This is a genomic window from Pseudidiomarina homiensis (genome assembly GCF_003987225.1).
Taxonomy (GTDB): domain Bacteria; phylum Pseudomonadota; class Gammaproteobacteria; order Enterobacterales; family Alteromonadaceae; genus Pseudidiomarina; species Pseudidiomarina homiensis.
Genome location: NZ_PIPX01000001.1, coordinates 1079362 through 1097216, shown reverse-complemented (window position 1 = coordinate 1097216; position 17855 = coordinate 1079362). Strand labels below are relative to the sequence as shown.

The 17855-nt window shown below is 50.3% G+C and carries 19 protein-coding genes; 16 read left to right on the top strand and 3 right to left on the bottom strand.

The annotated features are described in order from the left end of the window. Nucleotides 1–17: 17 nt before the first annotated feature. From CWI70_RS05345 to CWI70_RS05325, 5 genes are all read left to right on the top strand, one after another. Nucleotides 18–488, top strand: a complete 471-nt coding sequence (locus tag CWI70_RS05345) for a cytochrome c-type biogenesis protein (protein ID WP_241967824.1) — start codon at nucleotides 18–20, stop codon at nucleotides 486–488. Then, on the top strand, nucleotides 485–1708 hold the full coding sequence (gene ccmI / locus CWI70_RS05340; protein WP_126771204.1) for a c-type cytochrome biogenesis protein CcmI: 1224 nt from the start codon (nucleotides 485–487) through the stop codon (nucleotides 1706–1708). Before CWI70_RS05345 ends, ccmI begins: the two co-directional genes overlap by 4 nt. Before the next feature lie 14 nt (nucleotides 1709–1722). Beyond that, nucleotides 1723–2469 carry an MlaA family lipoprotein gene (locus CWI70_RS05335; RefSeq protein ID WP_126771202.1) on the top strand — a complete coding sequence of 249 codons (747 nt, stop codon included), beginning with the start codon at nucleotides 1723–1725 and terminating at the stop codon, nucleotides 2467–2469. Between the two features lie 47 nt (nucleotides 2470–2516). Then, nucleotides 2517–3401: a UTP--glucose-1-phosphate uridylyltransferase GalU gene (gene galU, locus CWI70_RS05330; RefSeq protein WP_126771200.1), complete on the top strand. Its 885-nt coding sequence runs from the start codon at nucleotides 2517–2519 to the stop codon at nucleotides 3399–3401. A 161-nt stretch (nucleotides 3402–3562) separates the two neighbouring features. Next, nucleotides 3563–5113, top strand: coding sequence for a peptide MFS transporter (locus tag CWI70_RS05325; protein WP_126771198.1), 1551 nt, complete (start codon nucleotides 3563–3565; stop codon nucleotides 5111–5113). A gap of 3 nt (nucleotides 5114–5116) precedes the next feature. Here the strand turns inward: CWI70_RS05325 and CWI70_RS05320 are convergent, their stop codons facing one another. From CWI70_RS05320 to cmoA, 3 genes are all read right to left on the bottom strand, one after another. After that, entirely contained in the window at nucleotides 5117–6007 is an 891-nt protein-coding gene (locus tag CWI70_RS05320; protein ID WP_126771196.1) for a LysR family transcriptional regulator, read from the bottom strand. A 26-nt stretch (nucleotides 6008–6033) separates the two neighbouring features. Next, nucleotides 6034–6999 (bottom strand): tRNA 5-methoxyuridine(34)/uridine 5-oxyacetic acid(34) synthase CmoB, encoded by a 966-nt coding sequence (gene cmoB, locus CWI70_RS05315; protein WP_126771194.1) that lies wholly within the window; start codon nucleotides 6997–6999, stop codon nucleotides 6034–6036. A gap of 157 nt (nucleotides 7000–7156) precedes the next feature. Continuing rightward, complete coding sequence (gene cmoA / locus CWI70_RS05310) at nucleotides 7157–7903, bottom strand: carboxy-S-adenosyl-L-methionine synthase CmoA (RefSeq protein ID WP_126771193.1); 747 nt, start codon at nucleotides 7901–7903, stop codon at nucleotides 7157–7159. Between the two features lie 154 nt (nucleotides 7904–8057). Here cmoA and aspS point away from each other — a divergent pair, with 154 nt between their 5' ends. From aspS to pal, 11 genes are all read left to right on the top strand, one after another. After that, nucleotides 8058–9836 carry an aspartate--tRNA ligase gene (gene aspS / locus CWI70_RS05305; RefSeq protein ID WP_126771191.1) on the top strand — a complete coding sequence of 593 codons (1779 nt, stop codon included), beginning with the start codon at nucleotides 8058–8060 and terminating at the stop codon, nucleotides 9834–9836. A 14-nt stretch (nucleotides 9837–9850) separates the two neighbouring features. Then, nucleotides 9851–10597: a YebC/PmpR family DNA-binding transcriptional regulator gene (locus CWI70_RS05300; protein WP_126771189.1), complete on the top strand. Its 747-nt coding sequence runs from the start codon at nucleotides 9851–9853 to the stop codon at nucleotides 10595–10597. After that, nucleotides 10597–11124: a crossover junction endodeoxyribonuclease RuvC gene (gene ruvC / locus CWI70_RS05295; protein ID WP_126771187.1), complete on the top strand. Its 528-nt coding sequence runs from the start codon at nucleotides 10597–10599 to the stop codon at nucleotides 11122–11124. Before CWI70_RS05300 ends, ruvC begins: the two co-directional genes overlap by 1 nt. Further along, nucleotides 11121–11741 (top strand): Holliday junction branch migration protein RuvA, encoded by a 621-nt coding sequence (ruvA, locus tag CWI70_RS05290; protein WP_126771185.1) that lies wholly within the window; start codon nucleotides 11121–11123, stop codon nucleotides 11739–11741. Before ruvC ends, ruvA begins: the two co-directional genes overlap by 4 nt. Before the next feature lie 130 nt (nucleotides 11742–11871). Beyond that, complete coding sequence (gene ruvB / locus CWI70_RS05285) at nucleotides 11872–12870, top strand: Holliday junction branch migration DNA helicase RuvB (protein WP_126771184.1); 999 nt, start codon at nucleotides 11872–11874, stop codon at nucleotides 12868–12870. Between the two features lie 498 nt (nucleotides 12871–13368). Next, the gene (gene ybgC / locus CWI70_RS05280) at nucleotides 13369–13794 is read left to right on the top strand and encodes a tol-pal system-associated acyl-CoA thioesterase (RefSeq protein WP_126771182.1); all 426 of its coding nucleotides are present in this window, start codon (nucleotides 13369–13371) and stop codon (nucleotides 13792–13794) included. Beyond that, entirely contained in the window at nucleotides 13784–14485 is a 702-nt protein-coding gene (gene tolQ, locus CWI70_RS05275; RefSeq protein WP_126771180.1) for a protein TolQ, read from the top strand. Before ybgC ends, tolQ begins: the two co-directional genes overlap by 11 nt. Continuing rightward, a complete protein-coding gene (gene tolR, locus CWI70_RS05270) occupies nucleotides 14485–14922 on the top strand; it encodes a protein TolR (RefSeq protein WP_126772737.1) in 438 nt (145 codons plus the stop codon). The genes tolQ and tolR overlap by 1 nt, the downstream gene beginning before the upstream one ends. 44 nt (nucleotides 14923–14966) lie before the next feature. Continuing rightward, on the top strand, nucleotides 14967–15857 hold the full coding sequence (tolA, locus tag CWI70_RS05265) for a cell envelope integrity protein TolA (RefSeq protein WP_126771178.1): 891 nt from the start codon (nucleotides 14967–14969) through the stop codon (nucleotides 15855–15857). A gap of 26 nt (nucleotides 15858–15883) precedes the next feature. Continuing rightward, nucleotides 15884–17239: a Tol-Pal system beta propeller repeat protein TolB gene (gene tolB, locus CWI70_RS05260; protein ID WP_126772734.1), complete on the top strand. Its 1356-nt coding sequence runs from the start codon at nucleotides 15884–15886 to the stop codon at nucleotides 17237–17239. Between the two features lie 58 nt (nucleotides 17240–17297). Further along, nucleotides 17298–17834, top strand: a complete 537-nt coding sequence (pal, locus tag CWI70_RS05255) for a peptidoglycan-associated lipoprotein Pal (RefSeq protein ID WP_126771176.1) — start codon at nucleotides 17298–17300, stop codon at nucleotides 17832–17834. Nucleotides 17835–17855: the final 21 nt, after the last annotated feature.

Below are 17855 nucleotides of genomic sequence, written 5' to 3'. Positions count from 1 at the left end.
GCGAAATGGTGCGAATCGTGCTAACGGCAACTGTACTCATGGCGACGTTACTGTTGAGTATGCCAAGTTCAGCCCAGAATCTCGAAGCCTATCAATTTGATGAACCTGCACAGGAAGCAATCTTCAAAGAACTGATCAATGAGTTGCGCTGCCCGAAATGTCAAAACCAAAGTATTGCCGACTCGAACGCCGAATTGGCGCGAGACCTGCGGGACCGCACTTATTTTATGGTGAAAGAGGGTGCGACGAAGCAAGAGGTCATTGACTTTATGGTCGCGCGTTATGGCGACTTTGTGCACTATCAACCGCCAGTCACTTTTGTCACGAGTATCTTGTGGTGGGGGCCGATTGTGGTAGTGGCCATTGGTGGTCTCGTGATCGTGTTTCGGGTTCGCCAGCAGCGTAGCGCTGAGGTCGAACTTAGTGATGAGGAACGCCAGCGCCTTGCGGCATTGCAAAGCCAAGCAAACAAGGATGAGGAACGATGAACGTGGTACTGATCCTCAGCATGACCGGACTGGCATTATTGGTCTTTGTCTTGGTCCTTTTTTTCGGTGTGCGACAAACAGCGCAGCGGCGCACAAGACTCGATGTGAACCGTGAGCTGTATGAGCAACGCAAGCAAGAATTGGCGCAGGAAAATGCCGATGGACTCCTGAGCGAGCACGCTTTGCGCGCGGCTGAGCGTGAGCTCGATAAGCGCTTTGTTAGTGAGAATGCTGAACTCGAACAACTGGAAGAACACGCGATTGGTCGCGGCATCTGGTTGCCTGCCGTGATCATTGTTGTCTTTGCGGTGGTGGGTTATGCCTTGTTTGGGAGCTGGTCACAGCAACAGCAGGCCGATGAAGCACGTAAGGCTTTACCTGAGCTAGCGCAGCAAGTGCTGAATAATCAGCAGAGCACGCCGACCCAAGCCGAACTTGAATCGTTTGCGTTAGGATTGCGTCAACGTTTACAACAAGATGGTGGTGATGGGTTAACATGGATGCTGTACGCTCGTGCGGCAACAGCATTGCAGCGTTACGAGCAAGCGTTAGAAGCCTATGCGCATGCCTATAAGTTGGAGCCACAACGCCCCGGAATTTTACTTGGCTACGCCCAGTTACTGATTAATTTAGGTGGTCCAGAGCAACTGCAAACAGCTGCGCGTTTGTTGTCAGAATTGTTGCAAGTGGAACCGCAGAATATCGATGCATTATCGCTAACCGGTGCCGTCGCTTATCAACGTGGCGACTATGAACAGGCGGTCCAAGCGTGGCAGTTGCTCATGCAGTTGATGCCAGCGAATGATCCGCGTCGTGGTGCTGTGCAAGAGGCACTGAGTGATGCGCAAGAACAACAAGCAGCAGGAGCGCAACAGCTGCGTGTTACGGTGGAAATTAGTGAGGCGCTACGTGCACAAGTACCTGCCGATGCGACGTTGTTTGTTTTCGTTAAAGCGGTTGATGGTGCACCGATGCCTGCCGCAGTAGTGCGTCAACCGGTAAGTGAATTTCCAGTTGAGGTTCTGTTGTCGGACGCGCAAGCGATGCTGCCTGACTACAAAATGAGTCAATTGAACCAATGGCAGGTTGAGGCGCGTATTTCTACCGATGATCGAATTGAAATTGCTCGCGGCGATTTAGGCGCTGAGGCAAAAGTTGTTGAGGCAAGAGCCAGCGCTGAGGTGACGTTGATCATTTCTCAGACATTGGCAGGTGAATAAACAAGGAGAATAGCTTGAAACGCTATGTGTTAGTTGTGGTAATGGCGCTATTAGGTCTGAGCGGCTGCGCAACCGCGCCCGATGACCCTTATGCAGATCCGCGCGACCCATTCGAAGAAGTGAACCGCGACGTTTGGGACTTTAATGAAGCGCTTGATGAAAACGTTCTTTGGCCGGTAGCGCGAACCTACGGGAAGATCCCGCAACCCGTGCGAACGGGTATGCTCAATGCTGCCGAAAACCTCAGCGAACCGTCGTATTTAGTTAATAATACTCTGCAAGGTAAGTTTAAAGACGCTGGTATTTCGTTTTGGCGCTTTTTGATCAACAGTACTGTGGGTGTCGTCGGTATCTTTGATGTTGCCGACAAAATGGGACTCAGCCGCCGTGATGAAGGCTTTGGCGAAACGCTTGCCTCGTGGGGCGTGGGCGATGGACCTTACCTTATGTTGCCGGCGATGGGACCGACGGTTCCGGTCGACCGCGGTGGGGACTTAGTCGATGGTTGGTACTTTCCGTTAGATGACTTGAATACACCGGTGAGTGTTGCGCGGGTCACCATTAAAGCCCTCGAGTTACGCTTGCGTTTGCAAGAGCAGCAAGCGTTGATGGAAAACTCGCTCGATCCCTATAGTTTCGTGCGCGAAGCCTACTATCAGAGCTGGCGTAACAAGGTGTATGATGGCAACCCGCCGGAACAAGAAGCGGACCCGAGTGAGCCTGAAGATTTAGGTGACGATTTCTACGATCAATTTGATTAACGACAGCTGTTTTGGAAACACGTTTTGGAAAACAAGGACCCGATGACATGGTAAAAAAAGTCGTCATTCCCGTTGCCGGACTCGGTACACGGATGTTACCCGCTACGAAGGCTATTCCGAAGGAAATGCTACCGCTAGTGGATCGCCCACTCATTCAATTTATTGTGGAAGAATGTGCAGCAGCAGGGCTAACGGACATTATTTTGGTGACCCATTCGAGTAAGAACTCGATTGAGAACCACTTTGACACCAGTTTTGAATTAGAGACGACACTTGAGCAGCGCGTAAAACGCCAATTATTAGCTGAAGTGCAAGCGATCACACCACCAGGTGTGACGATTATGCATGTCCGCCAAGGGGTTGCTAAAGGTCTTGGCCATGCAGTGCTGTGCGCGCGGCCATTGATTGATGATCAGCCGTTTGCTGTGGTGTTACCTGATGTGCTGGTCGACGCCTCAAGTTGTGATTTGCGCCGTGAGAACCTAGCCGAGATGGTGCGTAATTTTACTGCAACCGGTACCGCCCAGGTAATGGTCGAAAAAGTACCGCACGACAAAGTCGATCAATACGGTATTGCCGATATTGATGGCAGTGACTTGGCGCCGGGCGAACAAGCAGCGATCAAGCAACTCGTCGAGAAACCGGCGGTGGGTAAAGCGCCCTCGGATCTTGCCGTAGTTGGCCGCTACGTATTCCCTGCCGATCTTTGGGAGCTGTTAGAACGGACTCCTGTCGGAGCCGGTAATGAGATTCAATTAACGGACGCCATGGCGATGTTACTGGAACGTCAGACTGTGAATGCCTATTACATGAAAGGGCGCAGTAATGACTGCGGTAATAAGCTTGGCTATGCGCAAGCATTTGTCGAGCACGCACTTCGTCATCCCGATCTTGGCCCAGCAATGAAAGAGTGGTTGAAGTCGATTGGCTGACGCTACTGTGTAAAGTTTCCTGTTTAAAGTTTCAACAAGGAGGGTTCATCCCTCCTTTTCTTTTTGCTTTTGGTCGCTTTCTGTTTCCTTTTCGCCTCGAAATAGGTAGGGTAATACGGTTTTAAAACACTATAACGATAAACTAGTGAAGGCGAATAGGTATGGAACCTAAGAATAATTTACAACAAGACAACGGGTTTTTCGGCCAGCCAGCCGGCTTGCAAACCTTGTTCTTTACGGAAATGTGGGAGCGCATGAGTTATTACGGCATGCGCGCGCTACTTGTACTCTTCATGACAGCAGCCCTGCAAGACGGCGGTTTGGCGATGAACGTTGCCACTGCGACCGCAATCTACGGCTTATATACCGGTGCGGTTTACTTCATGGGCTTGCCTGGCGGTTGGATTGCTGACCGTTTGATCGGTGGTCAACGTGCCACTTGGTACGGCGGTATTGTGATCATGTGTGGTCACATCGTATTGGCTATTCCTTCGGACACGTCGTTCTTTCTCGGTCTGATTCTTGTCGTACTTGGTACGGGCATGTTAAAGCCGAATATCAGTGCTCTGGTAGGTCAGCTTTATGACGATGGTGATGACCGTCGTGACGCCGGTTACACCCTTTACTACATGGGTATCAACATTGGTTCATTGATCGGTTACTTGGTCACCGGCTATCTCATGGAAAATGTGGGTTGGCACTGGGCCTTTGGTGCCGCAGCCGTAGGTATGTTCTTCGGTTTGGTGCAGTACCGCATGACTCTGCCAAAGCTTGGTTCTGTTGGCCAAGATGCGCCGAAGCCACTGTCTGACAATGGTCGTCGCCTAAGCTGGATGATCATCACTGCGTTCTTGGTAGGCCTTGGTGTAGTTTTTGTGGCCACTTCAACTGGCGCAATGACCATTGATCCGGTTGCGATTGCACAATATGTTGCAGCAGCAGCGACCATCGTATTTTTTGTTTATTACCTAAGTATTTTCTTGTTTGGTAAGTTAACCAAGAACGAAGCAAAACGTCTGGGCGCACTGTTCCTAGTATGTATTGCGTCAATCTGTTTCTGGGCAGGCTTTGAGCAGGCTGGTTCTTCGTTGAACTTGTTCGCTCGTGATCTGACCGACCGTATGGTGGGAACTTTCGAAATTCCAACCACCTGGTTCCAGATGCTGAACTCAGGCTTTTTGATTGCGTTGTCACCGTTCTTTGCGGCCCTGTGGGTCAACCTGACCAAGAAGATGATTAACCCATCGTATGGCTTTAAGAGCGCACTGGGTTTGATCATCATGGCAAGTGGTTTCATCGTGATGTTTTTCGCTTCACAAGCGGCAGCATCAGGCATGAAAGTGTCGCCAAACTGGTTGGTAGCCGTGTACTTCTTGCACACCGTTGGTGAGTTATGCTTGAGCCCGGTAGCGTTAAGTGCGGTAAGTAAGCTGGCGCCGAAGCGCATGGCTGGCCAGATGATGGGCATCTTCGTGTTAACTTACTCTATCGGTAGCCTGTTAGCAGGTCTGATTGCGGGTAACCTAGACCCTGAAAACACCTCGACCATGCCTGATATGTACATGCAGATCACGCTGTTCGGTATTGGTGTCGGTGTTGTCGTGTTCTTTATTGCACTGAAAACCCGTAAATGGGAAGCCCTGGCCGGTCAACCTGATCCGGAGCATGTGGCTATCAATGCAAATGAGCCAGTAAAACAAGATAAACTTTAAGCGTTAAGTGTTGGTGAGTTCGCTCACCAACATGTCGTACAGTAACCGGGCGCAAGGCCCGGTTTTTTCGTCTTTGGGCAACACCAAATAGGTTGCGCCAGCGCGGTGGGAGCTGCCGGCAAGTTGCAATTCCGTGAGTTGAGTGCTGGTTTTTGTGATAAACGGCGGCAGCCAACAAAAACCAATCCCAGCTTCGATCAGCTGCAGCGCTTCATTGAAGTTATTGACCGTCCAACGCTGCTCCGCTTTGAGCCAGCCTTGTTGCTCAAGTGGTTTCTGCGCTGTATCTCGGATCACGATTTGTAAGTATTGACTGAGTTGGTCAGGACTCACCGGTTGGGGCAGCCCAGCAAGGGGGTGATCGTTACTGACGACTAAATGCATTTGAAACTGCGAAATGGGTTCACCAACGTAACCTTTGGGAACTTGGTGGCTAATGACAATATCAGCACGCTGTTCGGTAATAGCCTCGACGGAGCCGGTCAGAACCGTATCCTCAATGATCAGCCGACTGCCGCGACTATGCAGTTGGAACTCGCGTAACACCGGTAGTAGAAGATTACGGTCAAAGACCATTTCGACGGCAAGTTTAATCTCCGGCTCCCAACCTTGTTTGAGGTTGACCGCTAATTGCTCGAGTTCGGTGACGAGCACGGTGAGTTGCCGTGAGCGACGGAGCATAACTTCACCAATTTCGGTAAGCTCAGCTTTGCGCCCAATGACCTGCAGCAACTGCACGCCGAGGGTATCTTGCAACTTCGCCACGGCGTGATTCATTGAGCTTTGACTTTTGTTCAAGGCGTGAGCGGCTTGCGCATAGCCACCATAATCGACGACCGCCTGCAGAATGCGCCATTGCTCAATGGTGGTCTTTGGGCGGTAGTTGGTAGCCATCACATGCTCCGTTCCGATGTTGCTGATTAGTTGTTGGCAATGACCACAGCACGGCGCGGTGCTGGGTAACCCTCAATGCTCTTGCTGTGGTCATTCGGATCAAGAAAGTCCACTAGCGATTGGCCTGTCATCCATTCCGTTGCGCGTTGTTCGCTCAGCTCAGTGACGTTTTCGTCAACCACACGGGCGTTTTTGAATCCGCAACGATCAAGCCAATGGAGCAGTGCAGCAGTGCTTGGAATAAACCACACATTACGCATTTTGGCATAGGTTTGACCTGGCACGAGTACGGTATTTATGTCACCTTCGACGACTAACGTTTCGAGCACCAATTGGCCGCCGGTGCGCAACTGTGCTTTCAATTGCGTGAGAAAGTCGATGGGAGAGCGGCGATGATAAAGCACGCCCATGCTAAATACCGTGTCGAACGCCTTTAATTCAGGGAGGTCTTCTACGCCAAGCGGAAACCAGTGGGCACGCTGTTGTAGTGCTTGGGGCATAAAGTGGCGTACAGCCATAAACTGGGCCATAAACAGCTGCCCCGGATCGACTCCCCAGACCTGTTCAGCACCACTTTCGAGCATGCGCCACAAGTGATAGCCGCTACCGCAGCCGACATCAAGGACGTGCTGTCCGCTTAGGTCACCGATATGAGGCGCAACACGTTGCCATTTAAAATCCGACCGCCATTCGGTATCGATGTCGACGCCATGCAAATGGAACGGCCCTTTGCGCCATGGCGTGAGTTGTTGTAACAGCCCACGAATACGATTTTGCTCACCCTCGCTGACATTCTCGCTGCGCACCGTCACCGTATCACCCAAGACAACCTGTTCTGGTTCAAGCGTGGGTAATTGTGCGACACAACGCAGCCATTTATGCAGTTCGCCGTGTTGCTGTTGCTTTTCCCATTGTGCCAGCTGTTGCGGTAAGTGGGTGAGCCAGTGGCTAAGCGGCGATTGCGCCACAGCTATGAGATCGTTTTTAAACATAAAATCCCTTAAAACCGTTGTTTGTTATTCGCTGTTCGCACGCTCACTGCGTTCGCTTTTTGTTTAAACAAACAGCAAACAGCGAATAGCGAAGAACGCCGTTAGACGTTTTGACCATGTTCGCTGCATTCGAGATACCCCGTAGTAGAACTACGGGCTACGACTTCACTGCGATTAAAGCGGCGAAGTTGTAGCATTGGAACCATACTTGCACCGCGCTAAAACCGACTTCCTCTAAGCGTTGCTTATGCGTTTCGAGGCTATCGATGCGCATCACATTTTCAATCGCTGCACGCTTCTGACTAATTTCTAATTCACTGTAACCGTTTGCGCGTTTGAATTCATGGTGCAAATCTACGAGTACTTCGTCCATACCGGTATTTTCACTCTTAAACTTTTCTGAGAGTAGCAGTACGCCACCAGGTTTGAGGCCGTCGTAAATGGTTTGCAGTATGGCTTGGCGTTGCTCCGGTGGCACGAACTGGAGGGTGAAGTTCATGGTCACCACAGACGCATCGACGATCTGGGTGTGGCGGATGTCTTCGCATTTTACTACGACAGGGATGTCACTGCGGTAGCCCTCAAGATGTAGACGGCAGCGCTCCACCATTGCTGCTGAATTGTCGACAGCGACCATACTTACGCCGGTTAAGCCTTGTGCGCCTTGGCGCATGGCGAGCGTTGCCGCCCCCAGTGAACAACCAAGATCATATAAGGTGCTATCGGCTTGCGCGAAGCGTCGCGTGAGCTGGTGAATGCCTTGTAAAATACTTTGGTAACCCGGCACTGAACGGTTAATCATGTCGGGAAAGACTTCAACCACATGTTGGTCAAAGGCAAAGTCACTCACCTGCGTGAGCGGCTCGGCAAAAATAGCATCAGGTTTGCTGTCAAACTTACTCATGTTTTCAACACCATGAATTCAATTGAATGGTTATAGTTTAACGCACTGGGGGCTAAAACTTGAGGTTTTTATTCGGCCCGCGCTACTGACAATTGCTGTGAGTCCGTTATAATGTGGCGCTTTGTAAATTCTAACTTGTGGTAGGGAAGCTCCCATGCGTAGCCATTATTGCGGACAGCTCGAAAAGAGTCTTGTTGATCAACAGGTAACCCTTTGTGGATGGGTTAATAAACGTCGTGACCTCGGTGGTCTGATTTTCATCGATATGCGTGACCGTACCGGTTTGGTGCAGGTGGTATTCGATCCGGATCAAGCGGCGCTGTTTGAAAACGCCAATAAGCTGCGCCAGGAATTCTGCATACGGTTAAAAGGTACCGTGCGCGCTCGCCCTGAAAGCCAAGTCAACGCCAACATGGCGACCGGCACAGTTGAAGTCATGGCCGATGAGCTCGAGATTTTGAGTCGTTCAGAGCCACTGCCGATTGACTTTAACCAGCACGTGAGCGAAGAAGCGCGTTTGCGTTTCCGCTATCTCGATTTGCGCCGCCCAAATATGAACCACAACTTGCAGTTCCGTGCGCGGGTAACTAGTGCGGTGCGTCGTTTTATGGATGACGCTGGCTTTTTAGATATCGAAACGCCAATGTTGACGCGCGCCACCCCTGAAGGTGCACGTGACTACTTGGTGCCAAGTCGCACGCATAAAGGCAAGTTCTTTGCCTTGCCGCAATCGCCGCAGTTGTTTAAGCAGTTGCTGATGATGTCGGGCTTCGATCGTTATTATCAAATCGTCAAATGCTTCCGTGACGAAGATTTACGTGCCGATCGCCAGCCAGAATTTACCCAAATTGATATTGAAACCTCGTTCATGACCGCCGACCAAGTGATGGCGGTGACTGAACAGATGGTGCGTAAGCTGTTTAATGAGCTGTTAAACATCGACTTGGGTGATTTCCCACAAATGAGCTGGCACGAAGCGATGCGTCGCTTTGGTAGTGATAAGCCTGATTTGCGCAACCCGCTAGAATTGGTTGACGTGGCTGACTTGTTAAAAGACGTCGAATTCAAAGTTTTTGCTGGTCCGGCGAATGACCCGAAAGGACGTGTTGCGGCGTTGAAAGTACCGGGTAAAGCAGGTGATATTTCACGTAAAAACATTGACGAGTACACCAACTTTGTCGGTATTTACGGCGCTAAAGGTCTGGCGTGGTTGAAAGTGAATGATCTCGCAGCGGGCCGCGACGGTATTCAGTCGCCCGTGTTGAAATTCATTCCAGATGACGCTTTGCAGGGCATCCTTGAGCGCACCGAAGCTGCCGATGGCGATATTATCTTCTTTGGCGCAGACAATGCGACCGTGGTCGCTGAAGCCATGGGTGCGTTGCGTTTGAAAGTCGGCGAAGAGCACGGTTTCGTCAGCGATGAATGGCGTCCGTTATGGGTGGTTGACTTCCCTATGTTTGAAGAGCATGACGGTGAATTACACGCCATCCATCACCCGTTTACCGCTCCGGTAGGCGTAACGCCAGAGGAACTCAAAGCCAATCCAGCGCAGACCTTGTCGAATGCCTATGACATGGTGCTGAATGGCGTTGAAGTTGGCGGTGGTTCGGTACGTATCCACGACAATGCGATGCAGCAAGCGGTATTTGAAATCTTGGGCATTGAGAAAGACGAAGCACAAGAAAAATTTGGCTTCTTACTCGAAGCTCTGAAATACGGTACACCGCCGCACGCCGGCTTAGCCTTCGGTCTTGATCGCTTAGTCATGTTGATGGTGGGCGCCAGCTCGATTCGTGAAGTGATTGCTTTCCCGAAAACCACCACGGCAGCTTGTGTGTTGACTGATGCTCCTGGTTTAGCAAACCCAGACGCATTGCAGGAGTTGGGCGTAGCCGTTAAGGTAGCTGAGGAAGCCAACGACAACGATTAACGAGGAGCGACACAATGGCAGGTCATTCCAAATGGGCCAACATTAAACATCGCAAAGCTGCGCAAGATGCTAAGCGTGGCAAAATCTTTACTCGTCTTATCCGTGAAATTGTGGTCGCTGCCCGGCAAGGCGGTGGCGACCCTGACACCAACCCGCGCTTACGCGCAGCCGTCGACAAAGCTCTGTCGAATAATATGAAAAAAGACACCATCGATACTGCGATCAAACGTGGCAGTGGTGATCTGGAAGGCGATAGCGTTGAGGAGCTCAGTTACGAAGGCTATGGACCTGGCGGGGTGGCCATTTTCGTCGAAACCATGACCGATAATCGTAACCGTACCGTGTCGGAAGTGCGCTACGCATTCACTAAACACAACGGCAACCTGGGTACCGATGGTTCAGTCGCCTATTTATTTAATAAGCGTGGCGTGCTCAGCTTTGGCCCTGACACTGGCGAAGATGCATTGATGGAAGCTGCACTCGAAGCTGGGGCGGAAGACATTGTTACCAATGAAGATGGTAGTTTTGATGTTTTTACCACGCCAGATACATTTGGCACAGTGAAGGACGGCTTGCAGCAAGCGGGATTTGCCGCGACTCATGCGGAAGTGAGCTTTATTCCGGAAACCCGTTCACAGCTTGATGAAAAAGACGCCGAACAATTTCTTAAATTAATTGACGCGTTGGAAGAGGTGGACGACGTGCAAGAGGTCTATCACAATGCCGATATTGCCGACGACATTCTGGAGCGCATTGGCTAATGGCGATCATTCTGGGTATCGACCCAGGTTCGCGGATGACCGGCTATGGCGTGATCCGTCAGCAAGGGAATCAACTCTCCTACATTGCCAGTGGCTGCATCAATGCTGCTGGCACCGCCCGTAAGCCATTGTCACTTGCCGAAAAACTCAAGGTCATTCATGATGGCGTGAGTGAACTCATTGTGCAGTTTCAACCAGACGAATTTGCCATTGAGCAAGTGTTTATGGCGCGTAATCCCGATTCAGCGTTGAAGCTAGGGCAGGCGCGTGGCGCGGCAATTGTCGCCGCAGCTTGCGCTAACCTTCCCGTGGCCGAATATGCCGCGCGCTTGGTCAAGCAAGCTGTGGTAGGTACGGGAGCGGCAGATAAGACCCAAGTACAGCATATGGTGGTGGCTATGTTAAAGTTAAGCCATCGACCACAAGCCGATGCAGCTGATGCTTTAGCGGTGGCCATGTGCCACGCGCACAACCGAAATCAGGCCATTTTGATGGCAACCCATAAAAGCACAAGGAGAGGACGTTGATAGGTCGCCTTACCGGAACCCTAATTAGCAAACAGCCACCCGAGATCATGATCGACGTGCACGGCGTGGGCTACGAAGTGCAAATGCCAATGACGTGCCTGTTCGAGTTACCCGACGTGGGTGAACCGGTGACCGTTATCACGCACTTTGTGGTACGTGAAGACGCGCAATTGCTGTATGGCTTTAATACCTTTGCCGAGCGCTCACTGTTCCGCCAACTGATTAAGGCACAAGGCGTTGGACCGAAGTTGGCACTTACCATCATGTCTGGGATGACTGCACATCAGTTTGTTCAAGCTGTCACTCATGATGACGTATCGAGCTTAATTAAGCTGCCTGGAGTGGGACGCAAAACTGCTGAGCGTTTAGTGGTGGAAATGCGCGATCGGCTGAAGCAATGGAGCAGCGCGACACCTGCAACTGACGCAGCACCTATTGATTTTGGCGATGGACAGTCGACGTTGGTGGCAAGTTCTCCGCGCGACGATGCGGTGGGTGCTTTGTTGGCGTTAGGTTACAAACCAGCACAGGCAGAGAAGGCCGTCGCACAAGCGATGAAGACAAATGAAGGTGCGTCGAGCGAAGAGCTTATCCGCACCGCATTGAAAAATATGTAGAGCGAAGTAGCCCGTGGTTCTACCACGGGGTATGCCGAATTCAACGAAAATGGTCAAAACGTCAGGTTTGACCCGTGGTAGAACCACGGGGTACCTGTACGAGAAACGAATAACGACCTTTGAGGCTCTTATGATTGAACCGGACCGTATTAACCAGCCGCAGACCCAAGGCGATGACGAACTCATCGACCGTGCAATTCGGCCCAAAAAACTTGCCGATTATACTGGGCAAGAGCATGTGGTCGAACAGATGGAGATCTTCATTCAAGCGGCTCGGCAACGGCAAGAGGCACTCGATCATTTGCTGATTTTTGGTCCGCCAGGACTGGGCAAGACGACGCTGGCAAATATTGTTGCTAACGAGCTAAACGTTAATATTCGCCAAACCTCCGGGCCGGTACTCGAGAAAGCAGGCGATTTAGCGGCGTTACTGACCAACCTCGAAGAGCATGATGTACTGTTCATTGACGAGATCCACCGCTTAAGTCCGGTGGTTGAAGAGATCTTGTATCCAGCGATGGAAGATTACCAGTTAGATATCATGATCGGTGAAGGACCTGCCGCACGTTCAATTAAGCTCGATTTACCACCGTTCACGCTCATAGGTGCGACGACGCGTGCCGGGGCGTTAACTTCGCCGCTGCGTGATCGCTTTGGCATCGTGCAACGACTTGAATTTTATAATGTGACCGAACTTACGACGATTATTCAACGCTCAGCGAGCTACTTAAACTTAGATCTAGACGACGCCGGGGCGCGCGAGATCGCACGACGTTCTCGTGGTACCCCTCGTATTGCCAACCGCTTGTTGCGCCGTGTGCGTGACTTCGCCGAAGTACGCAACAATGGCAAAATCGATTTGCCGATTGCCTCTGCCGCTCTGAAAATGGTTGATGTCGACGAAGCTGGCTTTGATTATATGGATCGGAAGTTGTTATTGGCCATCATAGAAAAATTTATGGGTGGCCCCGTCGGTTTGGATAACATTGCGGCGGCGATTGGTGAAGAAAAAGATACTATTGAAGATGTATTGGAGCCGTATTTGATTCAACAGGGGTTTTTGCAGCGTACGCCGCGTGGTCGAATTGCGACACCGCACGCCTACGCGCACTTCGGCTTAGATAAGTAGCCCGTGGTTCTACCACGGGGTATGCTGAATTCAACGAAAATGGTCAAAACGTCAGGTTTGACCCGTGGTAGAACCACGGGCTACCCGTAATGCCGAACGCACGAATAACGCACAAAAAAAAGCCCGCTGGGAAGCGGGCCAAAACTACAGAACAACAAGGAAGTTAAATCCAGGGAACAATAACAGGAAGAAGTGACAACCGGTCTCTTCGTAACTGATATGCAGCGCATTATACGGAGGTCGGACATCTGTTCAAACGAGAAAAATTGCGCTTCGCATAAGAAAAACTAATAGCATGATGTAACGTGTGAATAAATAATAAACACACTAAAATTGGTAAGACCAAAAATAATCAATTCAATCAACAACATAATGATTTTTGGTAAAATCGGTTAAATAAAAAAATGTCTGGCTACTTTTTAATCATGCAAAAAATTTACATAAACTTTGAGCGGTGCAAGGTTGCGCATTCACTGAAATAGAGGAAAGCTTGCAAGTATGGTCGAAGCAAATGCATTTTCGTGGCCGATCCGAGTGTACTATGAAGACACAGATGCCGGCGGTATCGTATATTATGCCAACTATCTCAAATTCCTTGAGCGCGCCAGAACAGAATGGTTACGCTCGTTGGGAATAGAACAGGATACGTGGTTAGCTCATCGGCTGGGTTTTGTGGTTCGGCAGGTCCATATGGATTTATTACGGCCAGCACGATTTAACGATGAACTGCGTGTAACCGTTGTGGTCGAACGGTTGAAACGCGCGTCGGTCGTGTTTACACAACAAGTGCTAAATCAACAAGGCACAGTTTTATGTCAGGCTCAGGTCAAAGCGGCCTGTGTGAATTTAGGGGAAGACGGTAACGCCGTTCGGGCGGTACCGATGCCAACAGAAATAATAGAGGTGCTTAAGCGTGCAAGCTGAAATGTCGATCACTGCGTTGATTCTTGAAGCGAGTTTTGTAGTTCAGTTAGTCATGCTGATGTTGCTTGCTTTTTCGGTGTTCGGTTGGATGATGATCTTTCAACGGAAGAAAATTATTCAAACCGCAAGTCAGCAAGCGACGGCGTTTGAAGATCGTTTCTGGTCTGGCGTCGACTTGGCTCGGCTCTATCAAGAAATTGGCGCGCGCGCGCAAAACGCAAATGGCATGGAAAAATTGTTCTATGCAGGTTTTAAAGAATTCGCACGCTTGCGTAGTAATGCTGCGTTAAGTCAGCAACAAGTTCTAGAGGCCTCGTACCGTGCGATGCGTGTCGTGCACTCGCGTGAAGTCGATCGCCTCGAGCACAACCTCAGTTTACTCGCAACTATTGGTTCGATTAGTCCGTATGTCGGTCTGTTTGGCACGGTGTGGGGGATTATGAACGCCTTTATTGGTCTGGGCGCGGTACAGCAAGCAACCCTTGCGATGGTTGCTCCGGGTATTGCCGAAGCGTTGATCGCAACAGCCATGGGTTTATTTGCGGCGATTCCGGCGGTTATTGCCTATAACCGTTTTGCTAACCGAGTTGAAAAAGTAGATAACCAATACCTGAACTTTATGGATGAGTTATTGGCGATTTTACAGCGCCAAAGCGCTCAACCTAAAGCAGCAGCGAGTAATGCCTCATGATGATGACGTCGAATCGAAAACGGCGTAAGCCAGTTTCCGAGATCAACGTCGTACCTTACATCGACGTGATGTTAGTGTTGCTGATTATTTTTATGGTAACAGCGCCGTTGATCACGCAAGGCGTGCAAGTTGATTTGCCTAACGCCAATGCCGAGCCGCTTGACAAAGAAAGTAAGCCGCCGGTGATTGTGTCTGTGAACCGTGATGGTCAGTATTTTATTAATTCAATCAATAATATTGGCGATCCAAATGAGCCTTTGCCGCTGGAAACTTTGGCAGCACGTGTGCAAGCGCAGTTGATTAACGATCCGGAAACACGCTTTATGGTAAATGGCGATGGTGCTGTTTCCTACAATCAAGTGATTCAATTAATGGCATTATTGCAGCAGTTGGGGATTGAATCTGTGGGCTTAATGACTGAAGACACCGACGGTTAAGCGAGGCGCATGTGAAGAAGGGTAAGTATACATGGCCGCAGGAAATGACCGTTCCACTGCTTTTGTCGGTGGCGCTGCACTTAGGTGTGGTCATTATTTTAGTCGCAGGCTTTAAGTTCTCACCAAGTACACCTGAGGCGATGGAAGTAACGCTTGACGCGCCGCTCTCGGAAGAGGTTGTGCCACAAGAAGAGATTGTGAAGGCCGCCACTGTCGATAAGGCAAAAGTTGAGCAGCAGCTTGAGGAAATTCGTGCAGCTGAGCAACAGCGCAAAGATGAAATTGCCGAACTCGAACGTCGTGCTGAGCAAGCAAAACGTCAGCGCGAAGCGGAACAGCAACGTCAACGTGAGCTTGAAGCGCAACAGCGTGCCGAGCGAGAGCGGTTGGCTAAAGAGAAAGAAGCTGCGCTGAAACAACAGCGTGAAGCTGAACGCAAGGCGGCAGAAGCCGAGCAGCGCCGCAAAGCTGAAGAAGAGGCAGCACGTAAGGCGGAAGAAGAACGTAAGCGCCGCGAAGCTGAAGAGCGTCGCCGTGAAGAAGAGCGTAAACGCAAAGAAGCCGAAGAGCGTGCGCGAGCGGAGCGTGAGCGTCAGATGCAAGAAGAATTAGAACGCGAGCGTGAGGCGCGAGCGGCGGCGAAGGCACGGCAAGTTCAAAGCGAGTTAGGTAAATACACCAACTTGATTAAGGCGACAATTCAGCGCAACTTAATTTCTGACTCGTCCATGCAAGGTAAGCAGTGCGTGGTAAACATTCGCTTAGCGTCCAGTGGTTTCGTGATTTCAGTGAATCGCGTAAGTGGTGACCCAGGAGTTTGTAAAGCAACCGAGAATGCGGTGCTAAAAGCAGGTACACTACCTGTATCTGAAGACCCTGAAGTTTTCGCGAAGATGAAAGATATCAATTTGACCTTCGCTCCTGAATTTAACTAAACAATGAAGTAGCAACGCCCATGAGTATGATGAAAAAGCTAGCATTTGTTTTAGTCACCGCAATTGTGGTGAGCTTAATGTATCGTCCGGCCAAGGCATCACTTGAGATCGTTATCACTGACGGTATCGATAGTGCGCGTCCGATCGCTGTCGTACCGTTTCGGTGGTTAGGTGACGGCCCAGCGCCTGAGGGGCTGACACAAGTTATTGCAGCGGACTTGATGCGTAGTGGTAAATTTAACCCGATACCGACCAATGCGATGCCACAAATGCCAAGCTCGGAGGAGGAAATCGACTACCCGAGTTGGGCGAGCTTAGGGGTAGAAGCGGTTTTGGTGGGGACCATCGAACCCTATGCCGTCGACCGCTATACCGTCGCTTTTCAAATTATTGACGTATTGCGCGGGCAAATTACTAGTGGCTCACGCGTGTTGCGTGGCGGTGAGCTGGTAAGCTCAAATGATCATATTCTCGATGCGCGTCGCAGCGTCATCAACGGTGATCAGTTCCGTCAGTACGCGCACCGAATCTCGGATGTGTTTTATGAAACGATGACGGGCGATCCTGGTGCATTTATGACGCGCATCGCTTACGTTACGGTCAACCACAATCGCGAAAAGCCTTATGAGCTGGTGGTGGCTGATTATGACGGCTACAACGAAAAGGTGTTACTACGTAGTCCTGAACCGTTAATGTCGCCATCGTGGTCGCCGGACGGCAATAAGCTTACCTACGTGAGTTTTGAAAACAAACGCCCAGAAATCTTTGTGCAGGACATCTACACCACTCGGCGTGAAAAGATGACATCATTTTCGGGGATTAATAGTAGTCCAGTTTGGTCTCCGGATGGGCGCACGCTGGCTATGGTACTGTCGAAAGACGGCAATCCTGAGCTTTACACGATGGATGTTGCAAGCAAGCGTCTAACCCGTGTAACGCGGCATCACGCTATCGATACAGAACCGAATTGGTCACCTGACGGGAAATCCCTTGTATTCACCTCAGAAAGGGGTGGCAGACCGCAGTTATATAGCGTAAATTTAGATTCAGGTCAGGTGCGTAGACTTACTTTCGAGGGCGAACAAAATCTCGGCGGTACCTATACGCCTGATGGCCAACAAGTGGTCATGGTAAATCGCACGCAAGGCAACTATCATATTGCTAAGCAAGATTATCCGAGTGGTAACCTGCAAATTCTAACGCAAACGTCGTTGGATGAATCACCAAGTCTAGCGCCAAATGGCAGTATGGTGATTTACAGTACTACTCATAACAACCAACAAGTGTTGGCGTTGGTTTCGGTAGACGGTCGCTTTAAGGCCCGTTTGCCAGCCCGTGAAGGTGAAGTTAAGTCGCCTTCGTGGTCGCCATATTTACGCTAGTTTTATACAGAACGAACCCTAAAAATATTAATTAAACAGAGAACTAAGGATCGCGGACATGAACGCAAACCAGTTACTAAAAAGCCTGCTAATCGCCGTACCTATGTTGACTTTGGCTGCCTGTAGCTCAAGCCAAGGTGCCGATGATGCAGCAAATCAACAAACCAATCAGCAACAACAAGACCAACAAGGTTCTGGTGTTGAGCTGGATTCTGCGGAGCGCACTAAGACTCCTGAAGAAATCCGTGCTGAACAAATGGAAACCTTGCGTCAAGAAAACATTGTTTACTTTGCGTTTGATGATTCACGAGTAAGCTCTGAATATGCCCAGATGCTTTCTGAGCACGCTGACTTCTTAGTGCAAAACCCGAATGTTACTGTCACCATCGAAGGTCACGCAGATGAGCGTGGTACTCCAGAATACAACATCGCCCTCGGTGAGCGTCGTGCGAAAGCGGTAGCACAGTACCTGCAAAACCTAGGTGTAAGTTCAAACCAAATGGAAACCGTGTCTTACGGTGAAGAAAAGCCATTGGTAAATGCTTCTACCCAGTCGGCGTACGCAAAAAATCGTCGCGGTGTACTGGTTTACTAAGCACCATTTAAATGAAGCAAT

Coding starts and splice junctions, on each gene's coding strand:
- ybgC (WP_126771182.1), top strand. CDS start 13,369: ATGGTCGAAGCAAATGCATTTTCGTGGCCGATCCGAGTGTACTATGAA.
- ruvC (WP_126771187.1), top strand. CDS start 10,597: ATGGCGATCATTCTGGGTATCGACCCAGGTTCGCGGATGACCGGCTAT.
- galU (WP_126771200.1), top strand. CDS start 2,517: ATGGTAAAAAAAGTCGTCATTCCCGTTGCCGGACTCGGTACACGGATG.
- CWI70_RS05320 (WP_126771196.1), bottom strand. CDS start 6,007: ATGGCTACCAACTACCGCCCAAAGACCACCATTGAGCAATGGCGCATT.
- cmoA (WP_126771193.1), bottom strand. CDS start 7,903: ATGAGTAAGTTTGACAGCAAACCTGATGCTATTTTTGCCGAGCCGCTC.
- pal (WP_126771176.1), top strand. CDS start 17,298: ATGAACGCAAACCAGTTACTAAAAAGCCTGCTAATCGCCGTACCTATG.
- tolA (WP_126771178.1), top strand. CDS start 14,967: ATGACCGTTCCACTGCTTTTGTCGGTGGCGCTGCACTTAGGTGTGGTC.
- cmoB (WP_126771194.1), bottom strand. CDS start 6,999: ATGTTTAAAAACGATCTCATAGCTGTGGCGCAATCGCCGCTTAGCCAC.
- tolR (WP_126772737.1), top strand. CDS start 14,485: ATGATGACGTCGAATCGAAAACGGCGTAAGCCAGTTTCCGAGATCAAC.
- CWI70_RS05325 (WP_126771198.1), top strand. CDS start 3,563: ATGGAACCTAAGAATAATTTACAACAAGACAACGGGTTTTTCGGCCAG.
- ruvB (WP_126771184.1), top strand. CDS start 11,872: ATGATTGAACCGGACCGTATTAACCAGCCGCAGACCCAAGGCGATGAC.
- aspS (WP_126771191.1), top strand. CDS start 8,058: ATGCGTAGCCATTATTGCGGACAGCTCGAAAAGAGTCTTGTTGATCAA.
- ccmI (WP_126771204.1), top strand. CDS start 485: ATGAACGTGGTACTGATCCTCAGCATGACCGGACTGGCATTATTGGTC.
- CWI70_RS05300 (WP_126771189.1), top strand. CDS start 9,851: ATGGCAGGTCATTCCAAATGGGCCAACATTAAACATCGCAAAGCTGCG.
- tolB (WP_126772734.1), top strand. CDS start 15,884: ATGATGAAAAAGCTAGCATTTGTTTTAGTCACCGCAATTGTGGTGAGC.